Consider the following 13,906-nt stretch of genomic DNA (forward strand, 5'->3'; position numbering starts at 1 on the left):
TTCCGATAACAAGGAGAACCGACCGACGTGTTTGCACCCCCGCGCGGCCGCCACGCCCGGCGCCGCACCCTCGCCCCCCGGGTCGCCACCGCACTCCTGACCGTCGCCGCCGCGAGCGCGACCGTCACGACCGCCCAGGCGGCCGAGGCGCCCTCGGGCGTCCGCACCGTCAGCCCCGTCATCCGCACCGACGCCGGCTGGCAGAACCAGGTCGCCAACGCGATCGCCGCCCAGACCAACGCCTACCGCGCCGCCAACGGCCTGTCCCAGCTCACGCGCACCGGGTCCATCGACTCGGTCGCGCAGTCCTGGTCCAACCACCAGGCGAGCATCGGCTCGATGGTCCACCGCGGGGACTACGGCCGGTCGGCCGTGCCCGCCGGATCGACCGGCACCTCGGAGATCCTGTCCTGGGGCATCTACCCGGACCACCAGGCCGACTACTTCATGAGCCAGTGGCGCAACTCGCCGGTGCACAACAACATCCTGCTCACGGGGTCCTACACGCACTTCGGCGTCGGCGTGGCGGTCTCGGGGGACGGACGCGTGTTCGCCACCCAGAACTTCGCCACCTACCCGGGCGGCGGCCCCGGCGGCTCGACCCCCGCGCCGGCCGAGCCCGCGCCCGCGGAGCCGGCCCCGGAGCCCGAGACCGCGCCCCAGCCCGAGGCGCAGCCGCAGGACGAGACCGAGGCGCAGAACGACCAGGTGGCCCCGGACGCCGATGCCGCGCGCGAGGCGGACGCCGCCTCCCGCGACGCCGCGCGCACCGAGCCGGAGCCGGCCCCCGAGCCCGAGCCCGAGCAGCTGCCCGGCACGCCGCGCTTCCTGCTCTCGGACGAGCTCGCCGGCGACGCCGCGCACAGCTTCCTCTACGGCGTCGAGGGCGACGAGATCTTCGTCGGCGACTGGGACGGCGACGGGTCCGACTCGATCGCCGTGCGCCGCGGGAACGAGATCCACCTGACGAACACCCTCGGCACCGGCCCCGCCGAGCAGGTCGTCCGGCTCGGGGAGCCGGGCGACGAGATCGTCCAGGGCGACTTCGACGGCGACGGCACGGACACGTTCGCGGTCCGTGACGGCAACGTCCTGCAGATCATCAACGACCTCGAGAACCCGGGCGAGATCGAGCTCGCCGCCTTCGGTGCCGACGGGGACACGCTCCTCGTGGGCGACTTCGACGGCGACGGCACGGACACGTTCGGCATCCGACGCGGCTCCGACGTCATCTGGACGAACGATCCGACCGGCGCAGGCGTGGACGGCGAGATCTCGCTCGGCCGCGACGGTGACCTCGTCCTCGTGGGCGACTGGGACGGCGACGGCGCGGACAGCCTCGCCCTCCAGCGTGGCGCCGACTTCTTCGTGACGAACGAGATGGCCTCCGACGCCGAGGTGATCGAGACCCGCTACGGGCGCGACGGCGACGTCGCCGCGTTCGGCGACTGGGACGGCGACGGCGCGGACAGCCTCGGGGTCGTCCGCATCGAGCAGACCCGCTGATCCACGCTGGGCGGGCCGTCCTCTGTCGGTCCGCCCAGCGCTCCTTAGCAGCGGGACCCGACGGGGTCACCGGTCCATCGGACTGGTGACCCCGTCGTCGTTGACGGGACTGAGTCGTCCCGGCGCCGCGGGCAGGTGTCGGCACGAGCGCTGCGGGTGGCGCCGGTGGGTCAGCTGCTGCGGCGTGGGCAGGGCCGGTGAGCACGGAGAGAAAGGTCCTGTCACGGGCACGAGGTCAGTGAGGCGAAGGGGCCTGACTGTGGTCGACGCTCCTATCCCATCCTCAGCAGGCGGTGAAGGGACTCCTGACAGTCAGACGATGGTCTGGAAGTTGGCGGCGAGGCCCTGCAGGTAGCCCGAGATCCAGTTCCAGAGCCCGGTGATCATCGCCAGTCCGAGCAGGACGAGGAGCCCGCCGCCGAGGCGCTGGAAGGTGAGGCGGTGGCGCCGTAGGAACTTCAGCGCCCGGGTGGAACGGGACAGCAGCATCGCTCCGGCGACGAACGGGATCCCCAGCCCGAGACTGTAGGCGAACACGAGGATTCCGCCGCGGGCGGGATCGGCCTCGCTGAAGGCGAGGCTGAGCACCGCGGCCAAGGTCGGTCCCATGCAGGGGGCCCAGCCCAGCCCGAAGACGACGCCGAGCAGCGGCGCGCCCCAGAGGCCCTGCCGGGGGGTCAGGTGCAGGCGCCGCTCGCGCTGCATGAGGGGGACGTAGCCCATGAAGGCCAGGCCCATGAGCACCACGAGGACACCCAGGATGCGGGTGATCATGTCCAGCCAGGGAGCGAGCAGGATCCCCAGCCAGGCGAAGATGACGCCGAGCAGGACGAACACGGCGGTGAAGCCGGCGACGAACAGCAGTACCCCGGTCAGCAGGCGCCGGTCACGAACCTTGGTCTGCTGCCCGCCGGCCAGCTGCGCACCCGGGGTGGTGGCTCCGGCCATGCCGCCGAGGTAGCCGACGTAGCCGGGCAGCAGCGGCAGCACGCACGGGGAGGCGAAGGAGATGAATCCGGCCAGCGCGGCTACGGGCAGCGCGGCGAGCATGGGGCCGGTGAGCACGGTGCTGGCGAAGAACGAGCCGACCTGGTCCCAGCTCATGCGTCTTCGGCCCTCTCGGCGAGCGTGTCGTCGATGAGGCCGCGCAGGCTGGTGGGGTCGAACTCGCCCATGATGCGGGCCGCGACCCGCCCCTGGCGGTCCAGAACCACGGTCGTGGGCATGGCCTGCAGGGGCACGAGGCCCTGGAAGGCGGCCACGGCACGTGCGCTCTGGTCATGGATGGAGGGGTAGGGGATCTGGAAGGTACGTTCGAAGGCCTGGGCGGTGGCCGTGTCATCGCGTGGGTTGACTCCGAGCAGGCGGACCCCTTGGTCCTGGTAGTCCTCGGCGATGGCCTCGAGGGCTGGCGCCTCGGCCCGGCACGGCGGACATGCGGCATACCAGAAGTTGACCACCGCCACCTCCCCGCGCCAGTCGGTCAGGTCGATGCTCTCCCCGGTGTAGCTCGTGCCCGTCATCTCGACCGGTGCACCGCGCTCGTCGGGCGTCCACAGCGACAGGGACCCGTCACCGGACACGTAGCCTGCGCCGGCCACCTCGGCGGGACTGCCGCCGCTGCCGGGTGCGCATCCGGCCAGCGTGATGGCAAGGGCGAACACGGTCGCTACGACAGCGCGCAGCCGTCCCGGGCCGCGACGAGCCTGGTGGTCGGGATCTGGGTGTGGACGAGGGGCAGGCATTATCCGGAACGTCTCTTTCACGGTTGACATGGGACAGGGCAGCGAGGTCTGCCCGGGCGTCCAGAACTGAGCGCAGACGAGCGTTGGGCGTGGTCGGTGTGCCGGAGCCCGGCGTTGTGATGAGCACGATGACGCAGCGGCGAAGGACCCCACGACCGTGCACCCACAACCGCGCGGGTCGTATCCATGCCGCGCCTCAGGACTTCACGAGGCGACTGATGGCTTCGGAGGCTTCCTTGAGCTTCTCGTCAGCGTCGGCGCCGCCGGCCTTGGCAGCCCGGACTACGCAGTGCTTGAGGTGGTCGTCGAGGAGGGCCAGGGCGACGTTCTCCAACGCGGAGGTGACGGCGCTGATCTGGGTGAGGATGTCGATGCAGTAGGTGTCCTCGTCGATCATGCGGTGGATTCCACGGGCTTGTCCCTCGATGCGCTTGAGACGAGCCAGGTAGCGGTCCTTATCGCTGATGTATCCGTGGTCAGCTTCGGTTGCTGTCGCGGTGGTGGTGTCCATCGTGTCTTCTCCGGATTCGTGCGGTCTCTGCTACGACAGCAGACGGGTGCTCATTCGGTCGTGGCCTGGTCAATGATCTTCGCCGTGCTGGACGCGGGGGTGAGATCGAGGCGCCGCAGCAGCTGGGCATTGAGTGCAACGACGACGGTGGAGGCCGACATCAGGATTGCGCCGATGCTCATCGGCAGTACGAACCCGATCGGTGCGAGCACACCGGCGGCCAGGGGTACCGACATCAGGTTGTACCCGGCGGCCCACCACAGGTTCTGCTTCATCTTGCGGTAGCTGGCGCGGGAGAGGTCGATGACGGACAGCACCGAGCGCGGGTCGGAGGAGGCCAGGATGACTCCGGCGGACCCGATGGCTACGTCGGTACCGGCACCGATGGCGATGCCGACATCGGCCTGGGCGAGCGCAGGGGCGTCGTTGACGCCGTCACCGACCATGGCGACCTTCCTGCCTTCGTCCTGGAGCTCGGCGACCTTGGCAGCCTTGTCCTCTGGCCGCACGCCGGCGAAGACCCGGTCGATGCCCAGCTCGCGCGCGACGGTGTCGGCGACGGCCTGGGCGTCCCCGGTGATCATCACGACCTGGGCGCCGGCGGCGTGAAGGGCGTCGACAGCATCGTGGGATTCGGGGCGGATCTCATCGGCCAGACGTAGCGCCCCGATGACCTCGCCGTCGGCCAGGACGTGGAGGATGATCGCCCCCTCGTTCCGCCACTGGTCGGCGACCGGCAGTTCGTCCAGCCCGTGCTGGTCGAGCAGGTAGGGGCCACCGACCTCGACCACGGAGCTGTCGACGGTTGCCTTGACCCCGACCGCCGGCGAGGAGGAGAAATCCTGAGCCTTCGCGACTGGAACCTCGCGGGCACTGGCTGCGCCGACGATGGCCCTGGCCAGGGGGTGCTCGCTGTCGGACTCCGCAGCCGCGGCCAGCGCCAGAACGTCCTCGGCACTGCGGTTCCCGACCGGTTCGATGGCGGTGACGGTGGGCTCGCCCTTGGTCAGCGTTCCGGTCTTGTCGAACAGCACGGAATCGACGGTGCGCATCGATTCCAGGGCGAGCCTGTCCTTGACCAGCACGCCCCCGCGGGCTGCGCGCTCGGTGGCGATGGACACCACGAGGGGGATCGCCAGACCGAGTGCGTGCGGACAGGCGATGACCAGGACGGTGATGGTGCGCACCACCGCGGCGTCCGGCAGCCCGATCAGCGACCAGATGACCGCGGTGATCAATGCGGCGCCGAGGGCGAACCAGAACAGCCAGGCAGCGGCGGTGTCGGCGATCCTCTGTGCGCGCGAGGACGAGGCCTGCGCGTCGGAGACAAGTTTCTGGATGCCCGCCAGGGCGGTGTCGTCACCGGTGGCAGTGACCTCGACCCGCAGCCCGGAGTCGGTGGCGACAGTGCCGGCGACGACCTGCTCACCGATCTCGCGGCGTACCGTCTTCGATTCTCCGGTGACCATCGACTCATCCATGGAGGCCGACCCGTCGACGATCTTTCCATCGGCGGGTACCGAAGAGCCGGGACGGACGACGACGACGTCGCCGACCACGAGATCGCCGGGGGAGACCGTCACGACCTCGTCGCCGTCAACCTTCTCGGCCTCGTCCGGGAGGAGCGCTGCCAGGGAGTCGAGGGCGGAGGTGGTCTGCGCCAGGGAACGCATCTCGATCCAGTGGCCGAGCAGCATGATGACCACCAGCAGCGCCAGTTCCCACCAGAAGTTCAGCTCATGGTCCAGGACGCCCAGGCTCGCACCCCAAGAGGCGAGGAACGCCACGGTGATGGCTAGGCCGATCAGCAGCATCATCCCGGGCTTGCGGGCGCGGAGCTCCGAGACCGCGCCGGTGAGGAACGGCTGGCCGCCCCAGACGTACATCACGGTTCCCAGGACCGGCGACACCCAACGGACCCATCCTGCCTCGGGCAACGGGTACCCGATGAGATCGGCGAACATGTCGTTGAACCCCACCACGGGCACGGCGAGGACCAGCATGATCCAGAACAGGCGTCGGAACTGCGCGACATGGTCTCCGTGACCCGCGTGCCCGCCATGTCCGTGATCGCCGTGTCCACCGTGGTTCCCGTGCGCCTCGGAGTGATCCGAGGCCTCGTCATGTCCCTGGGTGTGGGAGTGGTGGCCAGCATGCGGATCGGACCCGTGGTGCCGCGTGTCGTCGGGCGTCGAGGGTGATCGTGTTGAGTGGTCGTGGTGGCTCATGGTCGCCTCTTTCGTGTGTCCTCCAGGCTGGGAATGGAGCCTGAGCGAAGGGCCCGCGCTCTGCGAGGACGTGCGTCGAAGGAGCGCGGGAACGGATGCGGCCTCAGCCCACCGTCGCGTATCGATCGGGGTCGGCGTCGAACAATGGGCCGCAGGACGCGCAGCACAGCCAGTACCGCTGGCCGTTGTGATCGCGGACCAGACCGGCGTTCTCAGCTTCTGCCTTGACGACCGGGGTGCCGGCCATCACGGGGCACTCGGCCATCTCCTCAGCGGAGGTCTGTGCGACGGCGTCGGCGCTCGGCGCGTGTCCACAGCAGCTGCCTCCACTCGACGAAACGTCGGTCAGGTTCAGGTTCTCGTGTGCAGTCATCGGGTGTCCCTTCCTGTTGCGTGATGACGACGGTCAGACGTTCACCGGCTCACGGGCCGGTGCCGTGCCAGCAGGAGCCGCCGCGCTCTCGTCGTCCGCGCGGGCCGTGAAGGTCCGCAGCCGCAGGCTGTTCGACACGACGAACACCGACGACAGGGCCATGGCCGCTCCGGCGAGCATCGGGTTGAGCAGACCGAAGGCGGCCAGTGGGATCGCGGCGGTGTTGTAGGCGAAGGCCCAGAACAGGTTGGTCTTGATCGTGCGCAGCGTCCGCCTAGCCAGCCGGATGGCGTCCGCAGCGGCGCGCAGGTCCCCGCGCACCAGGGTGATGTCGGCGGCCTCGATCGCCACGTCGGTGCCGGTGCCCATCGCTAGACCCAGGTCGGCCTGGGCCAGGGCGGGGGCATCGTTGACGCCGTCGCCGACCATCGCGACAACCTTGCCCTCGTCCTGGAGCCGGGCGACGACACCGACCTTGTCCTTGGGTAGGACTTCGGCGATGACTTGCTCGATGCCGACCTCGGAGGCGACCTGCTCGGCCACGGACTGGTTGTCGCCGGTCAGCAGCACCGGCGTCAGTCCGAGTTCCTTGAACTGGGCTACGGCCCGGGCACTGGTGGGCTTGATCTGATCGGAGACGACCAGGACCCCACGGGCGGCGCCGTCCCATCCGACCGTGATCGCGGTCTTGCCCTGGGCCTCGGCGGCCCGCTTGGCCGAACGCAGGCTCTCGTCCACGTGCATCGACCAATCGGCCAGGAGCGACTCCCGGCCAGCGACCACTGCGTGGCCGTCGATGACGCCCTGCACACCTTGCCCCTCGACATTGTCGAAGGACTCCGGCGCAGGCAGGTCCCCGACCTCGCTGGTGGCGGCGGCCGCGATGGCTTGGGCGATCGGGTGCTCGGAGTAGTCCTCCAAGCCACCGGCCAGGCGCAGCAGCTCGGCTCGATCGCCCCCGTCGGCGGTGATGACATCGGTGAGGGTCATCTTCCCGGTCGTGACGGTGCCGGTCTTGTCGAGCACGATCGTGTCGACCTTGCGGGTCGATTCGAGGGTCTCGGGGCCCTTGATGAGCACCCCCATCTGCGCACCGCGACCGGTGCCGACCAGCAGTGCCGTCGGAGTGGCGAGGCCCAGGGCGCAGGGGCAGGCGATGATGAGCACCGCCACGGCGGCGGTGAAACCTGCCGACAGGGGGAACCCGGCGCCGATCCACGCGCCCAGGGCTGCAACGGCGATCGCGATCGCGATCGGCACGAACACCCCGGAGACGCGGTCGGCGAGGCGCTGGATCTCGGCCTTGCCCGATTGAGCGTCCTCGACCATCTTTGCCATCTGCGCCAGCTGCGTGTCCGAGCCCACCCGAGTGGCCTTCACCACGAGCCGGCCGCCGGCGTTGACGGTCGCCCCGGCCACGGTGTCGCCTTCGCCGACCTCGACGGGAACGGATTCGCCGGTGAGCATGGAGGCGTCGATCGCGGACTTGCCGGAGCTGATCGTTCCGTCGGTGGCGATCTTCTCCCCGGGCCGGACGACAAACTCCTCGCCTACGGCCAGCTCCTCGACGGAGACCCGCTGCTCCCTTCCATCGCGCAGCACCGATACTTCTTTCGCCCCAAGCTCCAGCAGGGCGCGCAGGGCGGCACCGGCGCGGCGCTTGGAGCGCTTCTCGAAGTAGCGGCCGAGCAGGATGAACGTGATCACCCCGGCTGCCACCTCGAGATAGATGTGTCCGAGCCCGTCGGAGCGAGAGATGGTCAGCTCGAAGGGGTGAACCGTGCCGGGCTGGCCGGCGGTGCCGAAGAACAGGGCCACGATCGACCAGAGCATCGCCGCGGTCGTGCCCACCGAGATGAGGGTGTCCATCGTCGCCGCGCCATGGCGCAGGTTCATCCACGCCGCCTTGTGGAAGGGCCAGCCGGCCCACACCACGACCGGAGCGGCGAGCACCAGTGACGCGAAGCCCCAGTAGTCGAACTGCAGGGCGGGAATCATCGCCATGGCGATCACCGGCACCGCGAGGATGGCAGAGCCGATGAGCCGCTGGCGCAGCGAACGCAGCTCGGCGTCCGCGGCAGACTCACCCTCCTCGCCCGGGCTCTGATCGGAACCCTTGGTAGGGGTCGGGAGTGCGGCCGTGTACCCGGTCTTCTCGACTGCGGCGACCAACAGCATCGGATCGAGATCGTCGGGGCCCGTGACGCTGGCCTTCTCGGTCGCGTAGTTCACGCTGGCGGTGACGCCGTCGAGCTTGTTGAGCTTCTTCTCGATCCGGTTCGCGCACGAGGCGCAGGTCATGCCACCGATCTGCAGCTCGATGCTGGCGATGCCCGTGCTGGTGTTCTCAGTGGTCATGGCCGTCTCCGCCCTCATTCTCGTCAGCGTTTCCCGGCTCCTGGCCGGGACGCCCGTCCTCGGAGCGCTCCCCGCCGCCGGGGCCTTCGCCTGGGTCGGTGGTCGTGTCGATCACCAGCGGCGCGGTGTGGACCTCGCCGTCGATCTGGAAGTCGAGATAAAGCAGGTAACTCCCAGGCGTGGGCGCGGTGGCCTCGAACACGATCTCGGGTCCGGAGGTCTCCCCAGCCTGGGGTTCGTCCCCGTGCGGGTGGACGTGCAGGTAGGCCAGGTCCCCGTTACGAAGGGCAACCAGGTGACCGAATGCGCCCAGGTAGGGCTCCAGTTCGGTGACCGGCTCGCCGTCACGAGTGATGGTCATGGTCAGCTCGGACGCCTCACCTGCGGTGAGGCTGCCCTCCACGCTGACGTCGAAGCCGCCCACGGTCGTCTCGGTAACCGGCTCGGTCGCCGGTCCCGGGTTGTAATCGCCGGCCACCTGGACCGAGGTCGAGAGTGCGAGGCCCTCTCCGGTGTCTGCGGGGACAAAGTCCGCGAAGACCCGGTAGGAGCCAGCTCCGTCCCACTGCCAGGGGATCGACCAGGTGCCCTCGTCATCCATCTCGGGGTGCACGTGGCGGAAGTGCTGCCCGTCAGCACGGACGGCGATCAGGTGCAGCTCCTGCTCGTGCTCCACCTCGAAGTCCGTCACCGCCATGCCGTCCGGGCCGGTCACGGTCAAGGACAGCTCGCCCTCGCTGGTCGTGTCGGTCGGCGCGATCACGGCGGCCAGCCGGTAACCCCCCTGGGCCAGGCTCAGGCCCAGTGACGACACTCCGGCCTCGCGACCGTCCTGCTCGACGGCGTTCATCAGACCTTCTCCGTCGTGGTGGGCGGTGTCGTCGGTGTCGTGCGTCCAGCCCTGCACGGTCTCCTCGGAAACCACCGCGTTCGCTACGAATCCAGCCACAGCGAACACAGCCACCAGGAGCAGCCCGTACAGGCCGAGCCGCGCAGGCGCCTTCATGTCAGCTCCTGACGGCGGCGTAACCAGCCTCATCGACTGCGGCGATCACCGCGGCATCATCTACCGGCCCATCGGCCGTCACAGCCAGGTGGCCGGTGGCCGCGCTGACGTCGATGCCGGTGACGCCGGGGACCTCGCCTACCTCGGCGCGGACCGCGCTCTCGCAGTGTCCGCAGCTCATGCCAGTCACCTGGTACTCGGTCGTGGTTGCCATGGCTTCCTACTCCTTCATCTGTGTACGACGACCGTCACCCTATACCCCTAGCGGGTATCAATCAATTGTTGGAGCCGCCACGTTCTGCCTCGACCCCGATGACGCGCCGCGGTTCATCTAGGCGATCCTGTTGCCGGCGTTCACTGCCTCCGCGACTCAGGAAGGAACGCGGTGAGCAGCTCCGCGATCGCGATCACCGGCGAGGGTCACCGCACGCCCGGTAACAACACCCGGCCTGTCTCCATCGACCCGCTGTTCACCGTCCGTCACCTCGGCGATACCCCGGTTGCGCTGACCGGGGCCGACACCGCCAGTGGTGCTCCTGCACATGAGTCAGGTGTCCGGGCGGCTTGTGGTCGACCACAGGGGCGGTCGGTAACCTGGCCCGATGGTGTCCGTGCCGGCGACGCGATCCGAGAGAGCCCCTCGGGGCATCTTCCGGCGCCTCCTCTGGGGTGGTCTGCTTGTTGCCGGGATCATCGTGGGCCTGGTCGCCATGCATACGCTGAACCTGCATGGCACTCCGACTGCCCAGGCGCCCGCAGCCATCTCAGTTTCCGCCCCTGAGGCCGGAGAGGCCCACCACGCGGCAGTAGGGCAGCAGACATCCAGCGACACGGCCAAGAACCACGAGGGTGCGTGTGCGGACTGCGGCGCCAGCGACCATCTAGAGATGGCGATGGCGTGTGTGCTCGCGCTTCTGCTCGCGCTGCTCGTCCTGATGCCGCCGCGTCTCCTCCCTGGATGGATGCACAGCAACCCACGATCAGATCATCCCCAGGTCCGCCTCACCGTCCGAGTGCCACTGAGGGCACCGTCCTTACACGTTCTCTGCATCAGTCGCACGTGAGGGGCCGGTGAACCCGGCGCGTCCCAGAACGCCCAGGGTTCCCCACCTCACTCACGCGATGCCATCGAGGTTCGCGTGCCATCCAAGCGACTGTTGATATTGGAGAACACTGATGACTACCCGAACTGCGGCGACCGCTGCGCTCGCCCTCGCCGCTGCCTTGGTACTGGCCGGCTGCTCCGCCGGGAGCGAGGACGACTCGACGCCGGTCACGGAAGACGACTCGACCGAGCAAGCAGCAGGCGTCAACGATGCGGACGTGATGTTCGCATCGATGATGATCGTCCACCACGAGCAGGCCATCGAGATGAGCAACATCGTCCTCGCCAAGGACGACGTCGACCCGGAGGTGGCGACGTTGGCCGAGGAGATCAAGGCGGCCCAGGGCCCCGAGATCAACCAGCTCAATGGTTGGCTCGATGACTGGGGCGTCGACCCGGACGAACGCGAGATGGACGGGATGGACCACGGCGACGGAATGATGTCCGAGGAGGATCTCGCCGCCCTCGAAGCGGCCAGTGGCACCGAGGCGTCGCGCCTGTTCCTGGAGCAGATGATCGTCCATCACGAAGGAGCGGTCGAGATGGCCCAGACCCAGGTCGAGGACGGAAGCGACCCGGCTGCGATCGAGCTCGCACAAACGATCATCGACGACCAGACCGCAGAAATCCAGGAGATGGAAGACCTCTTGGCCTCCCTCTAACGCTCCGTCCGGGCCGGTGTCGGAACGCTCGAGCGTTCCGACACCGGCTTGCCCCCACGTCTCAAAGGATCAAACTATGACCAACCCCACCAGGACCCGACGAGGGAGTCTGCTCACCGCAGCCACCATGGCGCTCATCTCTGGCCTCGTGCTCGCCGGTTGCGCAAACTCCACCCCCGAATCAGCAACGCCGCCATCCAGCAACCAAGCTTCCGACAGCGAGTTCTTCTCCACGCACGACCTGGCGGGACTCGACGCCGCGCAGGTCATCGAGCGGCTCGACACGATGCCCGTTGCCGATCGCCCATCTGATCTGCTCGCATCCGTTCAGCCTGACGCTCTCGTGCTCACCGATGACCAGGGCCGCGAGGCACAACTGCCGATGCCCGAGGACGAGGTATACGTCTCCGTCGCGCCCTATCGCGAGCAGACGCACGACTGCTATTTCCACAGCCTGACCACCTGTATCGGTGAACTCGGCAATGCGGACGTTCAAGTCGTGCTCACCGACGCCGACGGTGAAGTTCTCATCAACGAGACGCGCGAGACGTTCGACAACGGCTTCGTCGGGTTGTGGGTGCCTCGCGACATCGAGGGAACCCTCACGATCGCGCATGAAGGACAGGAAGGGACAGTGGCAATCACCACGCTGAACGAGGATGACCCGACGTGCATCACCACCCTGCGAGTTACCTGACCATCAGATAACAGGTTCGACAGCGCGGCGGCGAGTACAGGCTCTTCGGACATCGGGGGCTGCTCGGGTGAGCGGTCGGGAGCGGGGCGCGCCGGGTTGAGGTTGCGGGGGTAGGCGTCGGGGTCCCCTGGATGACCAGCAGTGACGAGTCATGCTGATCACCCTCGGGGACCTCGACGTTGTGCCACGCTACTCAGTGCCCTGGTGCACCCTTCTACGACTGAACTACGCCAACGGCGGGACGACCTCGTGGGACAGCCCGGGGCGCACGTCGAGGCTCCCGAGTGCACCGAGGAACTGGTGACGGTCACAGTCTCCTCGCCGCGGCAGCTGATGGGGTGCCCAACCTACGGCGTCGTCACTCCTAGCCGTGGCCGCCAGCTGCGAGCCCTGCGGAATATGCCGGCGACCGTACCGGTGGGCGTGATGTGGCAACACGAACCGCCCTGAAGCCTGCGCACGCCCACCAACGAAATACGGCTGAACTCCCGGCGCCCGGGGGTTCAGCCGTTCACGAGTCGCTGTCTCACGAGTTCCTCGAATGGACGCAGGTGGACTCGGACCGAACATCTGGCGGCGGTTCGAGCGGCTCGGTTTCGCGCGGAAACAGCCGAAGCTCAATGCTGACAAAGTGGTGCCCCTGAGACTGATCTTGCCGCTGGCGACCGCGCCCATATCTGAGACGACCACGAGGTCACCGCGCTGCACCACTATCCGGGACTCAACTGTGCGCAATGTGTCCTTCGCAGGGCATGCACACGTCTCATGACCTTCTAACATCGGCCGTGGCGAAGAGATGCTGGCTGCAAATCTACGCAGGCGTGGTGATACTCGGTCACTTCTCGAGACACGATTCGTCATCAGATGTGCGTATGTGTATGCGGTTAGTGCCGGATGGAGGATGGTGGCGATGTCGACGTTGAGGGCGCTGCTTCACATAGTCTTGATGCATCTTCGTGTCGCCCCCCGTGCACTATGGACGAGGACCAGAGCCAGGGTCAGCAGCAGGAGGCTCCCGTGGTGCTCAGCGACGTTCTTGGCCTGGCGGCGGCGGGGTGGGGAGTCGTCACGGCGATCGCCCCGACTCTGCAGATTCACAGGATGCTGCGAACTCGGTCCGCCGACGATGTATCACTCGGCTATTTCGCCCTGCTCATCCCGGGCTTCCTGCTGTGGGCCTTCTACGGACTGGCCCGGCACGACTGGCCGCTCGTCATCCCCAACACGGTAGCCACGGCCGTGGCACTCGTGACCATCGCCGTTGCGGCCCAACTCAAGAGGAGCAGCGCGCAAGCCGAACCGGACGTCTGAGTCGCACCTCTCGACCGCGAACGGACCCGGCAGGGCAGTCCGGTCGGCCCGAAGCGATTGACCATGCGGATCAGAATCGGCGCGACCTCCTCTGCCAGACGCGCGACAGCCTGGCAGGCTCCGGACGGGAGCGAGATCAATGTCCGAGCTCAACCGCCCTGACGCCCGCGCACTCCTACCGACGGAGAAACGGCCGGACCCCCGCATCCGGGGATCCAGCCGTTCACGAGTCGCTGTCTCACGAGTTCCTCGAGTGGAGCTAGGGGGATTCGAACCCCCGACCTTCTCATTGCGAACGAGACGCGCTACCAACTGCGCCATAGCCCCATGCTCCCCGGCGGGCCGGTGAGCGAAGAAAAGTCTAGCATCGCGCGGACCCCGGGCCAGCGCCTCGATCCGTGTCC

Annotated in this window: 13 protein-coding genes and 1 tRNA gene; 5 read left to right on the forward strand and 9 right to left on the reverse strand. The window is 68.1% G+C overall.

Features of this window, described 5'->3' with window-relative positions; genetic code table 11:
* Window positions 1-27: 27 nt before the first annotated feature.
* Window positions 28-1,506: a CAP domain-containing protein gene (locus ACZLKG_RS13505; RefSeq protein ID WP_463648577.1), complete on the forward strand. Its 1,479-nt coding sequence runs from the start codon at window positions 28-30 to the stop codon at window positions 1,504-1,506.
* Window positions 1,507-1,818: 312 nt separating this feature from the next.
* On the opposite strand, the gene ACZLKG_RS13510 is transcribed toward ACZLKG_RS13505, so the two are convergent.
* The 8 genes from ACZLKG_RS13510 to ACZLKG_RS13545 all read right to left on the reverse strand — a co-directional run bounded on the left by ACZLKG_RS13510 (window position 1,819) and on the right by ACZLKG_RS13545 (window position 9,941).
* The gene (locus ACZLKG_RS13510) at window positions 1,819-2,610 is read right to left on the reverse strand and encodes a cytochrome c biogenesis CcdA family protein (RefSeq protein ID WP_463649039.1); all 792 of its coding nucleotides are present in this window, start codon (window positions 2,608-2,610) and stop codon (window positions 1,819-1,821) included.
* On the reverse strand, window positions 2,607-3,170 hold the full coding sequence (locus ACZLKG_RS13515; protein ID WP_425710258.1) for a TlpA family protein disulfide reductase: 564 nt from the start codon (window positions 3,168-3,170) through the stop codon (window positions 2,607-2,609). The genes ACZLKG_RS13510 and ACZLKG_RS13515 overlap by 4 nt, the downstream gene beginning before the upstream one ends.
* Window positions 3,171-3,447: 277 nt before the next feature.
* Window positions 3,448-3,762 carry a metal-sensitive transcriptional regulator gene (locus ACZLKG_RS13520; protein ID WP_425710259.1) on the reverse strand — a complete coding sequence of 105 codons (315 nt, stop codon included), beginning with the start codon at window positions 3,760-3,762 and terminating at the stop codon, window positions 3,448-3,450.
* Window positions 3,763-3,812: 50 nt separating this feature from the next.
* Window positions 3,813-5,765: a heavy metal translocating P-type ATPase gene (locus ACZLKG_RS13525; protein WP_463649040.1), complete on the reverse strand. Its 1,953-nt coding sequence runs from the start codon at window positions 5,763-5,765 to the stop codon at window positions 3,813-3,815.
* Between the two features lie 328 nt (window positions 5,766-6,093).
* Entirely contained in the window at window positions 6,094-6,363 is a 270-nt protein-coding gene (locus tag ACZLKG_RS13530) for a hypothetical protein (RefSeq protein ID WP_425710261.1), read from the reverse strand.
* Between the two features lie 33 nt (window positions 6,364-6,396).
* Window positions 6,397-8,721, reverse strand: a complete 2,325-nt coding sequence (locus tag ACZLKG_RS13535) for a heavy metal translocating P-type ATPase (protein WP_463649041.1) — start codon at window positions 8,719-8,721, stop codon at window positions 6,397-6,399.
* Window positions 8,711-9,727, reverse strand: a complete 1,017-nt coding sequence (locus tag ACZLKG_RS13540) for a heavy-metal-associated domain-containing protein (protein ID WP_463649042.1) — start codon at window positions 9,725-9,727, stop codon at window positions 8,711-8,713. The genes ACZLKG_RS13535 and ACZLKG_RS13540 overlap by 11 nt, the downstream gene beginning before the upstream one ends.
* A gap of 1 nt (window position 9,728) precedes the next feature.
* Window positions 9,729-9,941: a heavy-metal-associated domain-containing protein gene (locus ACZLKG_RS13545; RefSeq protein WP_425710264.1), complete on the reverse strand. Its 213-nt coding sequence runs from the start codon at window positions 9,939-9,941 to the stop codon at window positions 9,729-9,731.
* 388 nt (window positions 9,942-10,329) lie between these two features.
* Here ACZLKG_RS13545 and ACZLKG_RS13550 point away from each other — a divergent pair, with 388 nt between their 5' ends.
* From ACZLKG_RS13550 to ACZLKG_RS13565, 4 genes are all read left to right on the forward strand, one after another.
* Window positions 10,330-10,791 carry a DUF6153 family protein gene (locus ACZLKG_RS13550; protein WP_425710265.1) on the forward strand — a complete coding sequence of 154 codons (462 nt, stop codon included), beginning with the start codon at window positions 10,330-10,332 and terminating at the stop codon, window positions 10,789-10,791.
* 112 nt (window positions 10,792-10,903) lie between these two features.
* Entirely contained in the window at window positions 10,904-11,494 is a 591-nt protein-coding gene (locus tag ACZLKG_RS13555; RefSeq protein WP_425714669.1) for a DUF305 domain-containing protein, read from the forward strand.
* A gap of 76 nt (window positions 11,495-11,570) precedes the next feature.
* Window positions 11,571-12,191, forward strand: a complete 621-nt coding sequence (locus ACZLKG_RS13560) for a CueP family metal-binding protein (RefSeq protein WP_463649043.1) — start codon at window positions 11,571-11,573, stop codon at window positions 12,189-12,191.
* 1,017 nt (window positions 12,192-13,208) lie between these two features.
* Window positions 13,209-13,502, forward strand: a complete 294-nt coding sequence (locus ACZLKG_RS13565) for a SemiSWEET family sugar transporter (protein ID WP_463649044.1) — start codon at window positions 13,209-13,211, stop codon at window positions 13,500-13,502.
* 254 nt (window positions 13,503-13,756) lie between these two features.
* Here the strand turns inward: ACZLKG_RS13565 and ACZLKG_RS13570 are convergent.
* Window positions 13,757-13,829, reverse strand: a tRNA-Ala gene (locus ACZLKG_RS13570).
* Window positions 13,830-13,906 lie beyond the last annotated feature (77 nt).

It is taken from the genome of Georgenia sp. Z2081 (assembly GCF_055326445.1).